19 protein-coding genes are annotated in these 19,243 nt (G+C 71.2%); 10 read left to right on the top strand and 9 right to left on the bottom strand.

Annotated features, from left to right (window positions below):
* Positions 1-80: 80 nt before the first annotated feature.
* The 8 genes from mscL to rbfA all read right to left on the bottom strand — a co-directional run bounded on the left by mscL (position 81) and on the right by rbfA (position 6,489).
* The gene (mscL, locus tag Q1B08_RS07540) at positions 81-497 is read right to left on the bottom strand and encodes a large-conductance mechanosensitive channel protein MscL (RefSeq protein ID WP_299816737.1); all 417 of its coding nucleotides are present in this window, start codon (positions 495-497) and stop codon (positions 81-83) included.
* A 215-nt stretch (positions 498-712) separates the two neighbouring features.
* The gene (pnp, locus tag Q1B08_RS07535) at positions 713-2,845 is read right to left on the bottom strand and encodes a polyribonucleotide nucleotidyltransferase (protein WP_299816929.1); all 2,133 of its coding nucleotides are present in this window, start codon (positions 2,843-2,845) and stop codon (positions 713-715) included.
* Between the two features lie 210 nt (positions 2,846-3,055).
* Positions 3,056-3,292 (bottom strand): hypothetical protein, encoded by a 237-nt coding sequence (locus Q1B08_RS07530; RefSeq protein WP_299816735.1) that lies wholly within the window; start codon positions 3,290-3,292, stop codon positions 3,056-3,058.
* A gap of 211 nt (positions 3,293-3,503) precedes the next feature.
* Positions 3,504-3,773 (bottom strand): 30S ribosomal protein S15, encoded by a 270-nt coding sequence (rpsO, locus tag Q1B08_RS07525; RefSeq protein WP_299816733.1) that lies wholly within the window; start codon positions 3,771-3,773, stop codon positions 3,504-3,506.
* Between the two features lie 120 nt (positions 3,774-3,893).
* A complete protein-coding gene (locus tag Q1B08_RS07520) occupies positions 3,894-4,412 on the bottom strand; it encodes a DUF1643 domain-containing protein (RefSeq protein ID WP_299816732.1) in 519 nt (172 codons plus the stop codon).
* Positions 4,413-4,452: 40 nt separating this feature from the next.
* A complete protein-coding gene (gene truB / locus Q1B08_RS07515) occupies positions 4,453-5,352 on the bottom strand; it encodes a tRNA pseudouridine(55) synthase TruB (protein WP_299816731.1) in 900 nt (299 codons plus the stop codon).
* A 1-nt stretch (position 5,353) separates the two neighbouring features.
* On the bottom strand, positions 5,354-6,076 hold the full coding sequence (locus Q1B08_RS07510) for a phosphodiester glycosidase family protein (RefSeq protein ID WP_299816729.1): 723 nt from the start codon (positions 6,074-6,076) through the stop codon (positions 5,354-5,356).
* On the bottom strand, positions 6,073-6,489 hold the full coding sequence (gene rbfA / locus Q1B08_RS07505; RefSeq protein WP_299816727.1) for a 30S ribosome-binding factor RbfA: 417 nt from the start codon (positions 6,487-6,489) through the stop codon (positions 6,073-6,075). Before rbfA ends, Q1B08_RS07510 begins: the two co-directional genes overlap by 4 nt.
* 108 nt (positions 6,490-6,597) lie before the next feature.
* Here rbfA and dapB point away from each other — a divergent pair, with 108 nt between their 5' ends.
* On the top strand, positions 6,598-7,407 hold the full coding sequence (gene dapB, locus Q1B08_RS07500) for a 4-hydroxy-tetrahydrodipicolinate reductase (protein WP_299816725.1): 810 nt from the start codon (positions 6,598-6,600) through the stop codon (positions 7,405-7,407).
* A 5-nt stretch (positions 7,408-7,412) separates the two neighbouring features.
* On the opposite strand, the gene Q1B08_RS22005 is transcribed toward dapB, so the two are convergent.
* Positions 7,413-7,703: a DUF1674 domain-containing protein gene (locus tag Q1B08_RS22005; RefSeq protein WP_366139987.1), complete on the bottom strand. Its 291-nt coding sequence runs from the start codon at positions 7,701-7,703 to the stop codon at positions 7,413-7,415.
* Positions 7,704-7,780: 77 nt separating this feature from the next.
* Here Q1B08_RS22005 and Q1B08_RS07490 point away from each other — a divergent pair, with 77 nt between their 5' ends.
* The 9 genes from Q1B08_RS07490 (at position 7,781) to rmuC (ending at position 19,237) form a co-directional block, all read left to right on the top strand.
* Positions 7,781-9,031: a transcription antitermination factor NusB gene (locus tag Q1B08_RS07490; protein WP_299816723.1), complete on the top strand. Its 1,251-nt coding sequence runs from the start codon at positions 7,781-7,783 to the stop codon at positions 9,029-9,031.
* An 84-nt stretch (positions 9,032-9,115) separates the two neighbouring features.
* Complete coding sequence (locus tag Q1B08_RS07485; RefSeq protein ID WP_299816721.1) at positions 9,116-10,816, top strand: heparinase II/III family protein; 1,701 nt, start codon at positions 9,116-9,118, stop codon at positions 10,814-10,816.
* 21 nt (positions 10,817-10,837) lie between these two features.
* Positions 10,838-12,421: a bifunctional phosphoribosylaminoimidazolecarboxamide formyltransferase/IMP cyclohydrolase gene (gene purH / locus Q1B08_RS07480; RefSeq protein WP_299816719.1), complete on the top strand. Its 1,584-nt coding sequence runs from the start codon at positions 10,838-10,840 to the stop codon at positions 12,419-12,421.
* Positions 12,421-12,888 (top strand): signal peptidase II, encoded by a 468-nt coding sequence (lspA, locus tag Q1B08_RS07475; RefSeq protein ID WP_299816717.1) that lies wholly within the window; start codon positions 12,421-12,423, stop codon positions 12,886-12,888. Before purH ends, lspA begins: the two co-directional genes overlap by 1 nt.
* A 56-nt stretch (positions 12,889-12,944) precedes the next feature.
* Positions 12,945-13,454 (top strand): DUF3035 domain-containing protein, encoded by a 510-nt coding sequence (locus Q1B08_RS07470; protein WP_299816715.1) that lies wholly within the window; start codon positions 12,945-12,947, stop codon positions 13,452-13,454.
* Between the two features lie 232 nt (positions 13,455-13,686).
* Entirely contained in the window at positions 13,687-15,033 is a 1,347-nt protein-coding gene (locus tag Q1B08_RS07465) for a pitrilysin family protein (RefSeq protein WP_299816925.1), read from the top strand.
* The gene (locus Q1B08_RS07460) at positions 15,030-16,343 is read left to right on the top strand and encodes a pitrilysin family protein (RefSeq protein WP_299816713.1); all 1,314 of its coding nucleotides are present in this window, start codon (positions 15,030-15,032) and stop codon (positions 16,341-16,343) included. The genes Q1B08_RS07465 and Q1B08_RS07460 overlap by 4 nt, the downstream gene beginning before the upstream one ends.
* A 60-nt stretch (positions 16,344-16,403) precedes the next feature.
* Entirely contained in the window at positions 16,404-18,188 is a 1,785-nt protein-coding gene (gene mutL, locus Q1B08_RS07455; protein WP_299816711.1) for a DNA mismatch repair endonuclease MutL, read from the top strand.
* Positions 18,185-19,237 carry a DNA recombination protein RmuC gene (gene rmuC / locus Q1B08_RS07450; RefSeq protein WP_299816709.1) on the top strand — a complete coding sequence of 351 codons (1,053 nt, stop codon included), beginning with the start codon at positions 18,185-18,187 and terminating at the stop codon, positions 19,235-19,237. The genes mutL and rmuC overlap by 4 nt, the downstream gene beginning before the upstream one ends.
* The last annotated feature ends 6 nt before the right edge of the window (positions 19,238-19,243 follow it).

Raw genomic sequence — 19,243 nt, 5'->3', positions numbered from 1 at the left:
GTTCACTCCGGAGCCTCGGATCAGCCTCCCACCATACGGAATGCGTCACCCGCCGCGGGCCCCTTTTTCGTGTTTCGACCTCAGGCCGGATCGGCGGGGCCGCGCGGCGGAGCCGGGCGGGCGGCGAGCTGATCGCGGATATCGATAAGCACGTCGAGCTCGGACGGGCCGGTGGGCACGTCGGGGGCCACGTCATCGGGACGCTCGGCGACCGACCGCAGGCGGTTCACGGCCTTCACGAGAAGGAAGACGACGAAGGCGACGATCAGGAAATTGATCACCGCCGTGATGAAGTTCCCGTACATGAATTGCGCCTCGCCCACGCCGAAGCTCAGATTGCTGAAGTCGAGGCCGCCGACGAAGAGACCGATCAACGGATTGATCAGATCCTCGACGAGCGACGTCACGATGGCGGTGAAGGCCGCGCCGATGATGATCCCCACGGCGAGGTCCATCACGTTGCCCTTGGCGATGAAGTCCTTGAATTCCTGTATCACGTTGACCCTCGTTCATTATTCGTTTCGGCAATTGTCCGGTGCGCGGCGAATGTCCCGCGCCTGTCGGCCCGCTGTCATCCGATTCGTTCGAACCGATACGAAAGCGGCGGATCACCGTGGAACCGCGGCAACGCCGGGCGGAGCACGGCCCCCGAAACGCGAAAGGGCCCCGGCATCGCTGCCGGGGCCCTCGCCGCGTGGTTCGGAAGAGGGCCTTATTCGGCCTCTTCCTTCACGCTTTCCTCGCCGGTCTCCTGGTCCACCATTTTCATGGCGAGCCGGACCTTGCCGCGGTCGTCGAAGCCCAGAAGCTTGACCCAGACCTCCTGACCTTCCTTGAGCACGTCGGACGGGTGGTTCAGCCGCTTGTTCTCGATCTGGCTGACATGGACCAGCCCGTCGCGCTTGCCGAAGAAGTTCACGAAGGCGCCGAAATCGACGATCTTCACGACCTTGCCCTTGTAGACCTTGCCCTCTTCCGGCTCCGCCACGATCGAATGGATCATGTCGTAGGCCTTCTGGATGGCCTCGCCGTTGGCGGACGCGATCTTGATCACGCCGTCGTCGTTGATGTCGACCTTGGCGCCGGAGGTCTCCACGATCTCGCGGATGACCTTGCCGCCCGAACCGATCACTTCCCGGATCTTGTCGGTCGGGATCTGCATCGTCTCGATGCGCGGGGCATGGGCGGAGAACTCGGACCGGCCCTCCGTCAGCGCCTTCGACATCTCGTCCAGGATGTGGACGCGACCGGCCTTGGCCTGCGCCAGCGCCGTCTCCATGATCTCGGGCGTGATGCCGGCGACCTTGATGTCCATCTGCAGCGAGGTGATGCCGTCCTCGGTGCCCGCGACCTTGAAGTCCATGTCGCCGAGATGATCCTCGTCGCCCAGGATGTCGGTCAGCACGGCGTATTCACCGTCCGACTCGAGCACGAGGCCCATGGCCACGCCGGCGACCGGCGCCTTCAGCGGCACGCCCGCGTCCATCATCGACAGCGACGCGCCGCAGACCGTGGCCATCGAGGAGGAGCCGTTCGACTCGGTGATCTCGGAAACCAGACGGATCGTGTAGGGGAAATCCGTCGCCGACGGCAGGACCGCCTGCAGCGCCCGCCAGGCGAGCTTGCCGTGGCCGATCTCGCGCCGGCCCGGAGGCCCGAAGCGGCCCACTTCGCCGACCGAGTACGGCGGGAAGTTGTAGTGCAGCAGGAAGTTCGATTTGAAGTTGCCGTGCAGCGCGTCGATGAACTGCTCGTCGTCGCCGGTGCCGAGCGTGGTGACCACGAGGCCCTGCGTCTCGCCGCGCGTGAAGAGCGCCGAGCCGTGGGTGCGGGGCAAGAGGCCCACTTCCGAGACGATCGGGCGCACGGTGTCGAGGGCGCGCCCGTCGATCCGCTTGCCGTTCTTTACCACGTCGCCGCGCAAGACCGACGATTCGAGTTTCTTGAGCGCGGTGCCGAGGTTCGGATCCTCGAGCTGCTCCTCGGCAAGCTCGGCGCGGATCGCCTCCTTGGCGGCGGAAACGGCGCTCGTCCGCTCCTGCTTGTCGGTGATGGCGTAGGCGTCGCGCATCCGGCCCTCGCCCGCCGAACGCACCGCTTCGTAGAGCGCGGAATAATCCGGCGCTTGAAAGTCGAACGGCTCCTTCGCGGCGTCCTCGGCCAGCGACACGATCAGGTCGATCACCGGCTGCATCTGCTCGTGGCCGAACTTCACGGCACCCAGCATCTCCGCCTCGGAAAGCTCGTAGGCTTCCGACTCGACCATCATCACGGCGTCCTTGGTGCCCGCAACGACGAGGTCGAGACGCTGCTCGGGATCGTTCTTGAGCCCCTGCATGTCATCGACGGACGGGTTCAGCACGTATTCCCCGTCGACGAAACCCACGCGGGCGCCGGCGATCGGCCCCATGAACGGCGCGCCGGAGATCGTCAGCGCGGCCGAGGCGGCGATCATCGCGACGACGTCGGGGTCGTTCTCGAGGTCGTGGCTCAGCACGGTGCAGATGACGAGCACCTCGTTCTTGAAGCCCTCGACGAAAAGCGGCCGGATCGGCCGGTCGATCAGGCGCGAGGTCAGCGTCTCCTTCTCGGTCGGCCGGGCCTCCCGCTTGAAGAAGCCGCCGGGAATCTTGCCCGCGGCGTAGTATTTCTCGTTGTAGTGGACCGTCAGCGGAAAGAAGTCCTGCCCCGGCTTCGGCGCCTTGGCATAGGTAACGGCGGCCATCACGGAGGTCTCGCCGTAGGTGGCGACGACGCAGCCATCGGCCTGACGGGCGATCTTTCCCGTCTCCAGAGTGAGGGTGTCGTGGCCCCACTCCAACTCTTTCTTCACGATGTTGAACATTGCGTATCCTGTCTGGAGGCTCACCCGGCCCTCCGGGTCCTCCGTGTGTATGGCGGCCCCATTGCCGCCGACCCCTGTCCTTCGCACGACGCCGGGGTCCAACGCGTCACGTCTCAGATTGGGCGGCCATATCCCATTTCCCACCCAAAGGTAAAGGCGCGCGCGATCCCCTCCCGATCCGGAGCGACCGACGCTCGGCAGCCGCCGGAATCAGTTTCCGCCCGCGGTCCGGGCCGATCGGACGGCCTCCGCCATCGTCGTATCCGGATTCGCGGTGCAGTGATCCACCAACGCGGTGACGACGGGACCCAGTTGCAGGTCGTCGGCGCCGCCCGCCGCCGGCGTGGCGGTCGCCGAAGCCGCCCCGGCCGGGCCGGACCCGGAAGCGTCGGAGGAGGCGATGCCCGCCCCGGGGCTCGCGGCGTCGGACGGGATCGGCCCGCTCATGCCGTTGAACCCGGAGACCGCGCCGCCCTCGATCCCGTTCCGGACAGGGAGCTTGCGCCATCCGACCCGCCAGAGACCGCGCCGGCGTGCCCGTGCGCGCCGCGGTTCCACCGACGCAGGCCGGCACGGCTATGGGTCCGGAACGATGTCCCATGAACGAAAAAGGGGGCCGTGCGGCCCCCTTCGTCTCGTGTCGCGGTCGTCATTCGCTTCAGCGGCGGATGCCCAGACGCTTGATCAGGTCCTGGTAGCGCGCCTCGTCCTTCTTGCGCGTGTAGTCCAGCAGCTTCCGGCGCTGCGCGACCATCATCAGAAGGCCCCGGCGGGAATGGTTGTCCTTCTTGTGGGTCTTGAAGTGCTCGGTAAGCGTGGTGATGCGGCTCGTCAGGATCGCGACCTGGACTTCGGGCGAACCGGTGTCGCCTTCCTTGGTCGCGAATTCCTTGATCAGGCGGTTCTTCTCTTCGACGGTGATCGACATCGGGGTCTCCTTCGGGGTTCAGGGAATGGCACGAGCCGGGATGTCGTCCAGCAGGGCCCTTGGAGTGAGGCGCGGCCATACCGCAGACGCGCCGCGGAGAAAAGCCCCGCTTCGCCTTCGTCAGTCCGTTGCCTCCCAAAGGGCGGGTGCGACCCCGTAGGAGATGTAGAGCGGATGCTTCGGGTGGCCGTGCTTCGACAGGCCGAACGTCTCCAGCGGCACGCCCGCCCCGCGCAGCAATCGCTCCACCGCCGCGCCGCGGTCCAGATGCGCCCCGTGTGCGCCCCAGGCGCAGACAACCCGGTCGGCCCAAAGCGCCCCCGCGCGGATCGCCGCATCGTTCGGGGGCCCGCCGACCGGATCCGGGCAAGCGCGCATGTCCTTCGGATCGGTGGCGCGGTAGGCGAAGATGTTGGTCACCCGGAACGCGCCATAGCCCAGCGCCCGCGCCCGACGCTCGCACCGCTCCACCGTCGGGTCGTTGGCGAGCTCCGTCGCGGTGGAGGGGTTCAGCATCACGAAGTTGATGCGCGCGCCATCCGGATCCCAGACGCGGACGAGGTCATAGCGATAGAGCTCATCGTCGGAATAGGTGGCGACGGAGGCGGCGTCGCCCTTGGTAAACTCGCGCGTGATCATGGCCCACGCGGGATGCCACCGGGCGGACCGCCAGGCAAGCCTAGCGGACGAAGACCTTGGTCGGATGCAGCTGCCCCGCGCGGTAGATGCCGATCGCGACCGCCCTGCCCCCGGCGGAGGCCCAACAGGTCTCGCCGTATTCGGCCCCGGTCAGGACCTCGGCCGGATTGCCGTGCGCGAGCCGGATGGCCGCATTCTCCGTCACGGCGAGTTCCGGCAGGTCGGCCAGCGCGAGCTCCAGCGGTTGCACCAGCGCATGGAGGTCCGGCGTCCGCGCCAATGCCTCGATCCGGTCCCAGGCGACGGCCTCCTCGACCCGGAACGGACCGGACCAGACCCGGCGCAGCCAGCCGACATGGCCGAGACAGCCGAGCGCCCGGCCGAGGTCGCGGGCGATGGACCGCACATAGCCGCCCTTGCCGCAAACCATCTCGAGCTCCGCCCCGTCCCTGTCCGCGGCGACCATCTCCAGTCGCTCCACGAAAAGCGGGCGGGCGACGAGTTCCAGCTCGACCCCCTCGCGCGCGAGGTCGTAGGCCCGCTCGCCCTCGACCTTCACGGCGGACACCTGCGGCGGCACCTGCAGGATGTCGCCCCGGAACGCCCCGAGCGCCGCCTCGACTTCCGCCGGTCCGGGTCGTGCCTCCGCCCGCTGCAGGACCTCGCCCGAGGCGTCGTCGGTGCTTGTCTCGGTCCCCCACAGGATCCGGAAGCGGTAGCATTTCGGCGCGTCCGTCACGAGCGGCACGGTCTTTGTCGCCTCGCCCAGCGCCACGGCGAGCACGCCCGTCGCGTCCGGATCGAGGGTGCCGGCATGGCCCGCCTTCTGCGCGTCGAGCGCCCAGCGAACCTTGCCCACGACCTGCGTCGAGCCGATCCCCGCGGGCTTGTCCACGACGAGCCAGCCGTGGACCGGATTGCCGCGCTTCCGCCGCGCCATCTCAGCGCTCCGTCACGGCGAGGATCGGCCCCATCGCGCGGCCGGAATCGGAACGTCCCTCCGCGGGGACGTGCAGCCGCGAGATCGAACCGTCGAGATAGAGCGCGTTCCGCACACCCAGCACGTCGCGAAACAGCGTCGCCATCTCGTGAAAGGTCACGAGGCCGTCGGAGGCCACGAAATGAACCTCCCGCCCGTCCTCCGAGGCGCCGACCCCGTTGCGCCGCTTGGCCGAGGGCGAGCGGGGCAGGAAGCGCGGATGCAGCGCGCCGTCGATGACCAGCATCGGCCCGGATTGCGTCGCATGGCGGCAAGCGGGAGGATCGGCCGCGAAGGCGCCCGTCTCAATCACGTCGGCACGGTCGTCCCGGATGCAGAAGACCCCGTTCGGCAGCATCCCGAAATTGCCCGGCCCGGCCCGGGTGACGAGATCCGTCGCCTGCTGCCCGTCCTCGACGTAAAGGCCGACGGGACTGCGGTCGGGATGGTACATGCCCCCGTTCATCGCAAGCGTCACGGGCCGATCCATCGCCCGCTCGAGCGCGGCGAACTCGCCGAGCGGCGCCCCGTCCGGTCCGAGCAGATGCAGCGAGATCGCCTGGCGGGCCAGATCGACCGTGCAGATCGTGAAGGCGCGGTCGCGATGCGTCACGCTCTCGCAGGCGCGGGCCGTGCCGGCCGCCACCATCGTCAGGGCAAGGCAGAGAAGGGCCAGCCGGATCATTCGTCGCCGTCTTCGTCGGGCGCCTCGATGTCGCGGCGCACGGTCTCGTCGGCGAACATCGCGCGGGTCGCGTCCATCCGATCGAAGGTCTCGTCGATGCGGAACCGCAGGTCGGGTGCGAATTTCAGCGTCATGTCCTTCGAGATCGCCCGGCGCAGCTCGCCCTTGTTGCGCTTCAGCGCGGCGATGGCTTTCTCCCGGTCCCGCCCGCCGAGGGGCAGGACGAAGGCGGTGGCGATCTTCAGGTCCGGCGTCACCTGCACCTCGCCCACGGTGATCGACATCCCCTCGAGCTCGGGGTCGTGGATGTCGCCGCGCATCAGCACGTCCGACAGCGTGCGCCGGATGAGCTCGCCCACCCGCAGCTGCCGCTGCGACGGGCCGCGGCCTTCCTCGTGTCTGGATCGTGCCATGCCGACCTCCTGTTCGGAACGGGCGGGATATTTGCCCGCCCCCCGGAGCGCAAGCGTTGCACGGGCCGGATCGTTCCACCAAGAGGAACCCGGAGGACGGAGGACGAGATGGCGAAACCGGCGATCGTGGTGACGGGCGGGTCGGGCCGCATGGGGCGGATGCTGTGCGATCTGGCGCGGGCCTCCGACGCGATGCGGCTCGCCGGCGTCGTGGAGGCGCCGGGCCACGACTGGGCCGGGCGCGACCTCGGCGCGGCGACGGGCGGCGCGGAGATCGGCGTGCCGGTGACCGACGATCCGAGCAGCCTCGTCGCGGGCGCCGATGCGGTGATCGACTTCACGACGCCCGCCGCCACGGTCGCGATGGCGCGCCTTTGCGCCGCGTCGGGCACCGCGCATATCGTGGGCACGACGGGACTCTCGTTGGAGGACATCGCCGCAATCGACGCCGCCGGCACGCGGACGGTGGTGGTGCGGGCGGGCAACATGTCGCTCGGCGTCAACCTGCTGACCGCGCTCGTCCGGCAGGTGGCCGCGTCGCTCGACGCCGATTACGATATCGAGATCGTCGAGGCGCATCACCGGCGCAAGGTCGACGCGCCCTCCGGCACCGCGCTGATGCTGGGCGAGGCGGCGGCCGAGGGGCGGGGCGTCGATTTGGGCGAGGTTGCCGACCGGGGCCGGGACGGCATCACCGGCGCGCGGACCCGCGGCGACATCGGCTTCGCCGCGATCCGGGGCGGCGACGTGGTGGGGGAACACGACGTGATCTTCGCCGGCGCGGGCGAACGTCTCGTCCTGCGCCACGTCGCCTCCGACCGCTCGGTCTTCGCGCGCGGCGCGCTCAGGGCCGCGCTCTGGGCGCAGGGCCGGGCACCGGGCGCCTACGACATGCGCGACGTCCTCAACCTGCGCTGAACGTCTCAGAAGTCGATGGCGATGCCCTTGCGCTCCCAGTCGCCGTAGCGGACCGGCTCCGGCCCGGCGCGGCCGCCGAGTTCGGGTGGCAATGTCACCTGCCCGGCTTGCCGCGCCTCGGCTTCCTCCAGCGCGCGCCGGGCCACCTCGGGCAGCGCGGCGCGGCGGGTGGCCTCCGCCTCGGCGGAAAGCGGCGCGAGATCGACGCCCCGGTCGCGCGGCGTCGTGGGACAGGCCGGAGCGTCGGGCGCGGCCTCGGGCAGCGCGGAGGGATCGACGGACATGCGGGCGACCATGGCGGGACTCCTCGTCGGTTGCCGGTTGGACCAAACGCATATACGTCGCGAACGCCTTTCTGCCAAGGATCCCCGCGATGACAGTGCCGTCCGACAGCCTTTCCGCCCGCATGGGCACGCTTCGCCTTCTGGCGCATGTCCTGCGCGACGGCCGGATGCTGCGCGACGGGCAAAGCGGGCTGACCGGGCCGGACGCCGCGCGCGCGTTGCGCCTCGCGGGCCTGACGCTGCGCCACATGGGGCGGGCCGACGCGCTGCTGAAACGCCACGTGGAGCGGCAGCCCGCGGCGCGGGTGCGCGACATCCTGCGGCTGGCGCTGGTGGAAATCCACGAGGACGGCGCCGCCCCCCATGGCGTGGTCAACGACGCGGTCGCGATGGCGCGCACCTCGCCGAAGACAACGAAGCAGGCCGGGCTCGTCAACGCCGTGCTGCGCAAGCTCGCGGAGGCGCGGGACGAATGGGCCGCGCTGCCCGCCCCCGCCCTGCCCGCCTGGCTTCGCAAGCCGATGGCGAAGGCGTGGGGCCGCGACCGGCTGGAAGCGATCGAGGCGGCGCATCTGGTCCCCGCGCCGCTCGACCTGACCGCGAAGCCGGGCCTCGCGGTGGAGGGGGCGGAGCGGGTGCCCACCGGATCGTTCCGACTGGCTGGCGGCCAGGTCTCGACGCTGCCGGGTTACGAGGCGGGCGATTGGTGGGTGCAGGACGCCGCCGCCGCCATGCCCGCGCGCCTTCTGGGCGACGTCGCCGGGCTGCGCGTGCTCGACCTTTGCGCCGCGCCGGGCGGCAAGACGATGCAGCTCGCCGCCGCCGGGGCGGACGTGACGGCGCTCGACCTTTCGGGGCCCCGGCTCGCCCGCCTGCGGGAGAACCTCGCGCGGACCGGGCTCGCCGCCGAACCGGTCGAGGCCGACGCGCTGGACTGGACCCCGCAGGCGCCCTTCGACGCGGTCCTCCTCGATGCGCCCTGCACCGCGACGGGCACGATCCGCCGCCATGCCGACCTGCCGCATCTGCGCGAGGCGCGCGACCTGGAGGCGCTGACCGCGCTGCAATACCGCCTGCTCGACCGGGCGATCGGCTTCGCGCGTCCCGGCGGGCGGATCGTCTTCTGCACCTGCTCACTCCTGCCGGTGGAAGGCGAGCATCAGGCGAGCGCGGCGCTGAAGCGGCATCCGGGCCTCGCGGCGGACGCGCCGGACCCGGTCGCGCTCGGCCTGCCGATCGAGGCCGCCTCGGCCCACGGGCTGCGCCTCCTGCCCGATCTCTGGCCCGGGCTGGGTGGAATGGACGGCTTCTACATGGCCGTGCTGCGAAGGCCCGGATGACGCCCGCGTGACACCGGACGAGGCAGGGCCTATTCGTCGTCGCGAGCCCGGCGGCACATCCGGCCGGCCGGCGGGGACGGGACGATGAGCGCGCAGGGGATCCGCGAAAGGTGGCGGCGCAGGCTCGCCCTGCGCCTGTTCCGCCCGCCGCGCGACCGTGACGTTGTCTGGCACCCCGCCCCCCGCGAAAGCGGCACGCCCGGACGCGGGCGCCAGATCGTCGGCGGGCTGTGGCACATGGCCGGACAAATCGTCGACGCGCCCGACGGAAGCCCTTGGGACATCGTGCCGCCCTCCACCCCGTTCGAGATGCAGCTTCACGGCCAGGGATGGCTCGACGACCTCGTGGCGCTCGGCACGACCGAGGCGGTAACGAAGGCGCAGGGCTGGACGCTGGACTGGATGCGGCGGTTCCGCGGCGGACGCGGACCGGGCTGGGATGCCTCGCTCACCGGCCGCCGCCTCCTGCGCCAGATCGACCACGCCTCCGTCCTGCTGCCGGGGCTGGAGCCGCGGGCGCGGGCCGTCTATCTCGACGCGCTCTACGCGCAGGCCACGCATCTGCGGCGCGACTGGTCCGAGGCGCCGGCCGGGCTGGCCCGGATGGAGGCGCTGACCGGCCTCCTCTTCGCCGGCCTCTCGCTTCGCGGCATGTCGTCGCTCGTGGGCGAGGCGGCGGTCGCGCTGGTCGAGACGGTCGAGCGCGACGTGGGCGCGGATGGCGGGATCGGCGCGCGCAACCCGGAAGCGCTTCTCGAGATGGCGATGCTCCTGAACTGGACGGTCGACGGGTTCCGCGCCCGGTCCGACGTGCCGGTGGCCCTGCGCGCGGCGCAGGGGCGGATCGCGCCGACGCTCCGCGCGCTGACCCATTCCGACGGGGGCCTCGCGCGGTTCCACGGCGGTGGCCGCGGCCGGCCGGGCCGGCTCGAACGGGTGCTGGCGGCCACGGGCATCGACGGCCGCCGCGACGACGCGCAGGCGATGGGCTTCGCCGCGATCGCGCGGGGACGGACGACGCTGATCGTGGACGCCGCGCCGCCGCCCACGGGCGCGCAGTCCGGGTCCGCCCATGCCTCGACGCTGGCCTTCGAGATGACCGACGGCGACGCGCCCCTTGTCGTCAATTGCGGGCCGGGCGGCGCGCACGGGCCGGATTGGCACCGCGCCGGGCGGGCGACGGCGTCGCATTCGTCGCTGGGTCTGGACGGACATTCCTCGGCCCGGGTCGGCGCGCTGATCCCGCTCGGGCGGCGGCGCATCGCCCCGCTGGTGCAGATCCCCGGCCGCGTGGATTGCCAGCGCGCCGACACGGCCCGCGCCGCCATCCTGCTCGCGCGGCACGACGGATACGGGCCAAGCCACGGGCTGACCCATCTGCGCCGGCTCGCGCTTTCGCAGGACGGCCTCACCCTCGAAGGCGAGGACAGCCTGCGCGCCATGGGCGGCGCGGACCGGACGCGGCTCGATCTGGCGCGGGCGGAGGCGACGGGGGTCGCCTTCGACATCCGCTTCCACCTGCATCCGGACACGGCCGCCTCTCTCGACGAAGCGGCGCGCGCGGTGGCGATCACGCTGCCCACGGGCGCCGTCTGGACCTTCCGCACCGGGTCGGACGCGGCGCTCGCGCTCGCGCCCTCGGTCTATCTGGAGCCGGATCGCCCGAAGCCGCGCCCCGCGCTGCAGGTGGTTTTATCCGACCGCGTCGTGTCCTATGCGGCGACCATCGAATGGACCCTGACGCGGCTGCGCGAAGCCGAGCCGCCGCACGACGCCGAATCCTGACCTGCCCGAAGGACGCCCCCGATGACGACGATCCCCCTGAAGCGCGCGCTGATCTCCGTGTCCGACAAGACGGGGCTCGCCCGCCTGGGCCAGGCGCTGTCCGCGCGGGGGGTGGAGCTTGTCTCCACCGGCGGCTCGGCCGCGGCGCTCCGCGCGGCGGGGCTCGCCGTGCGCGACGTGGCGGACCTGACCGGGTTCCCGGAGATGATGGACGGCCGCGTCAAGACGCTGCATCCGAAGGTGCACGGGGGATTGCTCGCGCTGCGCGACGAACCGGACCACGCGGCGGCGCTGGAGTCGCATGGCATCGCGCCGATCGACCTCCTCGTGGTGAACCTCTACCCGTTCGAGGTGACCGTGGCCTCCGGCGCCGACGAGGCCGCCTGCATCGAGAACATCGACATCGGCGGGCCGGCGATGATCCGCGCGGGCGCCAAGAACCAGGCCTGGACCTGCGTCGTCACCGACCCCGAGGATTACGACGCCCTCTTCGCGGAACTCGACGCGAACGGGGGCGGCACCACGCTCGCCTTCCGGCAGCGGCAATCGGCCATCGCCTACGGGCGCACCGCCGCCTACGACGCCGCCGTGGCGACCTGGATGGCACGGTTCGAAACCGCGCGGGAGGAAGCGCCCCGCCGCGTCGCCGCCGCGGCCCGCCTGCGCCAGCCGCTGCGCTACGGCGAGAACCCGCACCAGTCGGCCGCCTTCTACAGCGACGGCAGCGGCCGGCCCGGCGTGGCGACCGCGACGCAGCATCAAGGCAAGGAACTCAGCTACAACAACCTCGCCGATACCGACGCCGCGATCGAGCTGGTGGCCGAGTTCGACCGTCCCGCCGTGGCGATCATCAAGCACGCCAATCCCTGCGGCGTCGCCACCGGCGAGACGCTGGCCGAGGCTTATGGGCGGGCTTTCGACTGCGACCGCACCTCCGCCTTCGGGGGCATCGTCGCGCTGAACGGCCCGCTCGACGCGGAGACGGCGGAGGCCATCGCGGGCATCTTCACCGAGGTGGTCGTCGCCCCCGACGCGACGGAGGAGGCGCGCGCCGTCTTCGCCGGCAAGAAGAACCTGCGCCTGCTGACCATCGGCACCCTGCCCGATCCCCACGCGCCCCGCCGCGCGATGAAGCAGGTCGCGGGCGGCTGGCTGGTGCAGGACCACGACAACGGGCGGCTCATGCCGTCGGACCTTCGCGTCGTGACCCGACGCGCGCCGAACGACGACCAGATGCGCAACCTGCTTTTCGCCTGGCGCGTGGCAAAGCACGTCAAGTCGAACGCCATTGTCTATGCGAAGGACGGGGCGACCGTCGGCATCGGTGCGGGCCAGATGAGCCGGGTCGACAGCTCGCGCATCGCCGCACGGAAGGCGGAGGACATGGCCGAGGCGCTGAACCTGTCGCACACGCCGGCGCGCGACGCCGTTCTGGCCTCCGACGCGTTCTTTCCCTTTCCCGACGGGCTGATGGCCGCGGCCGAGGCCGGGGCGAAGGCGGTGATCCAGCCGGGCGGCTCCATGCGCGACGCGGAGGTGATCGCCGCCGCCGACGCGGCCGACCTCGCCATGGTCTTCACCGGCATGCGGCACTTCCGGCACTGATGCGCACGCTCTGGCTCGCCGCGCTCGCCGCCTTTCTCGCGGATCAGGCGTCGAAACTCCTCGTCGTCCACCTCCTCGACCTGAAGTCGCGGCTGGTCCTGCCGGTGGCGCCGCCGTTCCTGACCTTCCGCATGGGCTGGAACGAGGGGATCAATTTCGGCCTTCTTCACGGCGCCGGCGCGCGCTGGCTTCTGGTCGCGGTGGCGGTGATCGTGACGGTCGTCCTGTTTCGCTGGTCGCGGAACTTCACCCGGCCGCTGGCGCATGTCTCCGCCGGGCTGGTGATCGGCGGGGCGCTGGCCAACGCGCTCGACCGCGTGGTCTACGGCGCGGTGGCGGACTTCCTCAACATGTCCTGCTGCGGGATCCACAATCCCTACGCCTTCAACCTCGCCGACGTCTTCATCTTCGCCGGCGCGGGCGGGCTCGTCCTCTGGGCCGACGAGCGTGGGGCCAAGACCCCGTGACGCGGGCCGGGGCTTGCGCTAGGACCGGGGCGTCGAAGGGCAGGAGGATCGACGGAATGATCGCGAGGCTGGGTTGCGCCGTTGTGCTGTCGCTGACGCTTTCCGCCTGCGGGGGCGGCGCGCCGAAGCTTTTCAACCTCCGCAAGGCCGACCGCACGCCCGACGAGTTTTCGATCCTGCCCGCGCGTCCGCTCGAAACGCCGCCGGACCGTGCCGCCCTGCCGCCGCCCACGCCCGGCGGGCCGAACCGCACCGACCGGGCGCCGCTGTCGGAGGCGGTCGCGGCGCTCGGCGGCAATCCGGCCGGCGGAACCGGCGCCGACGGCGCGCTCGTCTCTACCGTGTCGCGCTACGGCGTGGAGCCGGGCATCCGCGGCCAGCTCGCGGCCGAGGACCTCGCCTTCCGGCAAGCCAACGATGGACGCCTGCTGGAACGGGCGTTCAACCTGAACGTCTATTACCAGGCCTATGCCCGGCAATCGCTGGACCAGTACGCGGAGCTGCGGCGGCTGCGCCAGGCCGGCGTCAGGACGGTCGCGGCGCCCCCGGATCCAGCCGGGAACTGAGCGACCGGACATCACGGGGTCGTCACGCGAACGCGACGTCACGGACTTTGAAATCGGGGCGGGGCGGGCGTATGTCCGGCGTAATTCCGCTTGTCCTACGGAGATCGCCTTGCGCCAGCCCCTGTTCGTCGCCGCCGTCGCGGCGCTTCTTGCCAGCCCGACCGCCGTCCCCCCCGCCCTCGCGCAGACCGGCGATGTCCCCGCCGACGCCGCCGCCCCGGAGGACGAAGGGGTGACGACCTTCACGCTCGAGAACGGCCTCGACGCGATCGTGATCGAGGATCATCGCGCCCCGGTCGTCGTGCACATGGTCTGGTACGACGTGGGCGCCGCGGACGAGCCGCCGGGCAAGTCCGGCATCGCGCATTTTCTCGAGCACCTGATGTTCAAGGGCACCGACGACCTCGCCCCCGGCGAGTTCAGCCGCGTCGTCGCGGCGCAGGGCGGGACCGACAACGCCTTCACCAGCGACGACCACACCGGCTACTTCCAGCGCGTCGCCTCCGACCGGCTGGAGCTGATGATGGAGATGGAGGCCGACCGGATGCGCGACCTGGTCCTCGACGACGAGGACATGCTCACGGAGCGCGACGTGGTGCTCGAGGAGCGGGCGCAGCGCACCGAGTCGAATCCCGGCGCGCTGTTCGGGGAGATGCGGAACGCGGCGCAGTACCTGAACCATCCCTACCGCATGCCGATCATCGGCTGGCGCCAGGAGGTGGAGGAACTGACGCTCGAGGACGCGCTCGACTTCTATCGCACGTTCTACGCCCCCAACAACGCGACGCTTGTCGTGGCGGGCGATATCGATCCCGCCGAGGTCGAGCGGCTGGCCAGGAAGCATTACGGCCCGCTCGCCCCGACGGAGGGGCTCGCCCCCCGGGAACGTCCGCAAGAACCGCCGCAGATCGCGCCGCGTCGCCTGCGCTACGAGGACGGACGCGTGTCCAACCCCTACGTCCTGCGCACTTATCTCGCCCCCGAGCGCGACGCCGGCGCGCAGGAGAAGGCCGCCGCGCTGACGGTGCTGGCCGATCTGCTCGGCGGCTCCTCGCAGACCTCGGTCATGGGACGCACGCTGGAGCAGGAGGAGGGCACGGCGCTCTACACCTCGGCCTTCTACGACGGCACTCGCTACGACGACACGACGTTCGGGCTTTTGGTGATGCCGAGCCCCGGCCGCACCCTCGAGGAGGCGGAGGCCGACATGGACCGGATGATCGCGAAGCTCCTCGATGACGGCATCGACCCGGCGCAGCTCGAGCGCATCAAGTCGCAGGTCCGCGCCTCCGAAATCTACGGCCGCGACAGCCTGCAGGGCCGCGCCCGCGACTACGGCGCGGCCGTCACCAGCGGCCTGACGGTCGAGGATGTCGCCGAATGGCCGCGCGCCCTCGAGGCGGTCACCGAGGAGGACGTGCTCGCCGCCGCGCGCGAGGTCTTCGACCTCGACCGCTCGGTCACCGGCTACCTTTCGAAGCCCGCCGCGACGGAGGGGGCGGAGAACGCCGCGCCCGACCCCGCCGCCGCCCAGCCCGCCGCCGACACGAACGACGAAGCCCCGGAGCCCATTCAATGACCCGCATGTTCGCCCTTCTGACCGCCGCCCTGCTGCCCGTCCCGGCCCTGGCCGAGGTGGAAATCCAGGAGGTCGTCTCGCCCGGCGGCATCACCGCCTGGCTGGTGGAGGAGCCTTCGATCCCGTTCACCGCCATCGACATCCTGTTCGAGGGTGGCGCCAACGAGGATGCGCCGGGCAAGCGTGGCGCGACCAACCTGATGATGTCGCTTCTGGAGGAAGGCGCGGGCGAGCGCGACGCCCAGGCTTTCGCGGAGCGGGCGGAGGAGCTGGCCGCGCGGATGTCCTTCGACGCGGCCAACGATTCGGTCTCGGTCGGCCTGCAATTCCTGTCCGAGAACCGGGAGGAAAGCGTCGACCTCCTGCGCGAGGCGCTGCTCGATCCGCGATTCGACATGGACGCCGTCGAGCGGGTGCGGGCGCAGGTCCTGGCCTCGATCGCCTCCGATGCGAGCGACCCGGGCGCGATCGCCTCGGACACGTTCTCGGCGCTGGCCTTCCCCGGCCATCCCTACGGCACCTCGCTCGACGGCACGCCGGAAACCGTGGCCGCGCTCAACATCGAAGACCTGCGGGACGCTCACGAGCGCGCCCTGACCCGCGACCGCGCGCTGGTCGGCGTGACCGGCGACATCACCGCCGAGGAACTCGGCCCGCTGCTCGACCGCCTTTTGGGCGACCTGCCCGAAAGCGACGGTGCGGAGGTTCCGGAGGCGAGCTACGACCTGCCCGGCGGCGTCACGGTGGTGGACTTCCCCTCGCCCCAATCGGTGGTCCTGTTCGGCCACGAGGGCATCGCCTTCGACGATCCGGACTACTTTCCGGCCTATGTGCTCAACGAGGTTCTGGGCGGCGCCGGCTTCGATTCCCGGCTGATGCAGGAGGTGCGCGTGAAGCGCGGCCTGACCTACGGGATCGGCACCGACCTCGTCCCCCGCGACCTTGCCGCGCAGGTGATGGGCCAGTTCTCCTCGTCGAACGACAAGACCGCCGAGGCGGTGCGGATCGTGCGCGACGAATGGGCCCGGCTGGCGGCCGAAGGCGTTTCCGAGGAGGAGCTCGACGCCGCCAAGACCTACCTGACCGGCGCCTATCCGCTGCGCTTCGACGGCAATTCGCGGATCGCCTCGATCCTCGTGGGCATGCAGTCGAACGACCTGCCGATCGATTACATCGCGACCCGGAACGACCGGATCGAGGCGGTGACGCAGGAGGACGTGCGCCGCGTGGCCGCTCGCGTGCTGCAGCCGGAGTCCCTCCACTTCGTCGTCGTCGGACAGCCCGAGGGCCTGCGATCCGGCGGCTTCTGATCTGGCGCGACCGGCGGCGTCCATGCTAGCCCTCGTGGCATGGGCGCCGCCGACCGCAACATGATCCTTCCCCGCATCCGTCAACTCGACGAGGGCGCGGTGAACCGCATCGCCGCGGGCGAAGTGGTGGAGCGGCCCGCCTCGGCCGTGAAGGAGCTGGTCGAGAACGCGCTCGACGCCCGCGCACGACGCATCACGATCGATATCGCCGATGGTGGCCGGACGCTGATCCGCGTCACCGACGACGGGCATGGGATCGCGGCCGAGGACCTGCCGCTCGCGCTGTCGCGGCACGCCACGTCCAAGATCGACGGCAGCGACCTGCTCAACATCCACAGCTTCGGGTTCCGGGGAGAGGCATTGCCGAGCCTTGGCGCGGTCGGGCGGCTCGCGATCACCTCGCGCGCGCGTGGCTCGGAGGGGGCGGCGGCGATCCGCTGTTCCGGCGGCCGGCTGGAGCCGGCGCGGCCCGCCGCGCTCGGCGCCGGAACCGTGGTGGAGCTGCGCGACCTGTTCCATGCGACCCCCGCGCGACTGAAGTTCCTCAAGACCGAGCGATCGGAGACGATGGCCGTGACCGACGCGGTGCGCCGCCTGGCGATGGCGGAGCCGGGCGTGGCCTTCACCCTGCGCGACCTGTCGGACGGGGGCGAGCGCATCCTGTTCCGCGCCGATGCCGCCTCCGACCGCGCCGACCGTCTGGCCGCGATCCTGGGCCGCGCCTTCTCGGAGAACGCGATGGCCCTCGACGCGGAGCGGGCGGGGTTCCATCTGGGCGGGCAGGCCGGGCTGCCGACCTATTCGCGCGGCAACGCCGTTCACCAATACCTCTACGTCAACGGCCGCCCGGTACGGGACCGGATGCTGACCGGGGCGCTACGCGGCGCCTATCAGGACGTGCTGGCCAAGGACCGCCATGCCGTCGCCGTCCTGTTCGTCACCTGCGACCCGACCCTCGTGGATTGCAACGTCCATCCGGCCAAGACCGAGGTGCGGTTCCGCGACGCCGGGCTCGTGCGCGGCCTGATCGTCGCGGGGCTGAAGCAGGCGCTGGCCGAGGCCGGGCATCGCGCCGCCACCACCGTGTCGGACGCGACGCTGGGCGCGATGCGCCCCGAACGGCCCGCCGCGCCGGTCTATCAGATGGACCGCCCCCGCGCGGACCGGCCCTCCCCCACCGCGCGGCACAACGCCTACATGGCGCAGATGCCGGGCTTCGCCGAACCCTCCGCCCGCACGGAGCCGGTGGACGAGGAGGCCGGGGACGGCCCGCTCGGCGCCGCCCGCGCGCAGCTTCACGGGAACTGGATCGTCGCCCAGTCCGGCGACGGCATGGTCATCGTCGACCAGCACGCGGCGCACGAACGACTGGTCTACGAACGGCTCAAGGCGCAGATGCGGGACCGGGGCATCGCGGCGCAGGCGCTGCTGATCCCCGAGGTGGTGGAGGTCGGCGCCGACGCGGCCGAGCGGCTGCTCGCGCTCGACCTCGCCCGCCTCGGCCTCGCCCTCGACGCGTTCGGACCCGGCACCGTCGCCGTGCGGGAAACGCCGGCGATCCTCGGGCCCTGTTCGGCGGAGGCGCTCCTGCGCGACATTCTCGAGGAGATCGAGGCCGAGGAGGAGGCCGATCCCCTCTCGCTGCGATCCCGGCTCGACGCGATCCTGAGCCGCATGGCCTGCCACGGCTCGGTCCGCGCGGGCCGCCGGATGTCCGCCCCGGAGATGAACGCGCTCCTGCGCGAGATGGAGGCGACGCCACATTCCGGTCAGTGCAACCACGGGCGCCCGACCTACGTGAAGCTGAAGCTCGCCGATATCGAGCGGCTGTTCGGCCGGACATGACGCTCGACCTTGCCGACCCGCTTACGCTGGCCGCGCTCGGAGGGGGCGCGGCGCTGCTGATCCTCGTGCTTCTCGTCCTCATTCTTGCCGGACGCCTGCGCGACATGAGCCACGCGCAGGCGCGGCTGACCGGCGGGCTCGCCGCGCTCACCGAGGCACAGCGGCGGTCGGAGACGCAGGTCGGCACCGCGCTCGGCGACAGCGCGACCCGCACGGCCCGTGCGCTCGGAGAGTTGCAGCAGCGGCTCGCGACCATCGACCGGGCGCAGGCGCGGATGGAGACGTTGTCGGGCGACGTGCTGGGCCTGCAGGACATCCTTTCCAACAAGCAGGCGCGCGGCGCCTTCGGGGAGATCCAGCTTCACGACATCGTCGCCAAGGCCCTGCCGCCCGACGCCTTCAGCTGGCAGGCGACGCTGTCGAACGGCCGCCGGGCCGATTGCCTGATCCACATGCCCGACCCGCCCGGCCCGCTCGTCATCGACGCGAAGTTTCCGCTCGAAAGCTACGAGGCGCTGGTGGGCGACCCGAAATCCACCGCGGCCCGGACGGCGTTCCGCGCCGCGATGCGCACCCATATCCGCGCCATCGCCGAGCGTTACGTCCTTCCGGGCGAGACGGCGGACGGCGCCTGCCTGTTCCTGCCGTCGGAGGCGATCTACGCCGAGCTGCACGCGAACTTCCCCGAGATGGTGCGCGAGGGATTCGCCGCGCGCGTCTGGATCGTCTCGCCCACGACCTGCATGGCGGTGCTGAACACGCTGCGCGCCGTCCTGAAGGACCACCGGATGCGCGCGCAGGCGGGCGAGATGCGGCGCGCGCTCGCCGCGCTCGGCCGCGACGTGGAACTGATCGTGGAGCGGGCGGCCAAGCTCGAAACGCATTTCGACCAGGCCCGCCGCGACGTCGAGGGGATCGCCACCGCGGCGGAACGCGCCGGCAAGCGGGCCGAACGGCTGGACGCGTTCGATTTCGACCCCGCGCCGGAGCCCGCGGGCGAGGCACCGCGGCCCCGCCTTGCCCCGGTGATCCGCCGGGGACAGGCGTGAAATTGT

It is taken from the genome of uncultured Jannaschia sp. (assembly GCF_947494025.1).
Taxonomy (GTDB): domain Bacteria; phylum Pseudomonadota; class Alphaproteobacteria; order Rhodobacterales; family Rhodobacteraceae; genus Jannaschia.
Note: the sequence above shows the minus strand (reverse complement) of the source record. Positions and strands in the feature narration are given on the sequence as shown.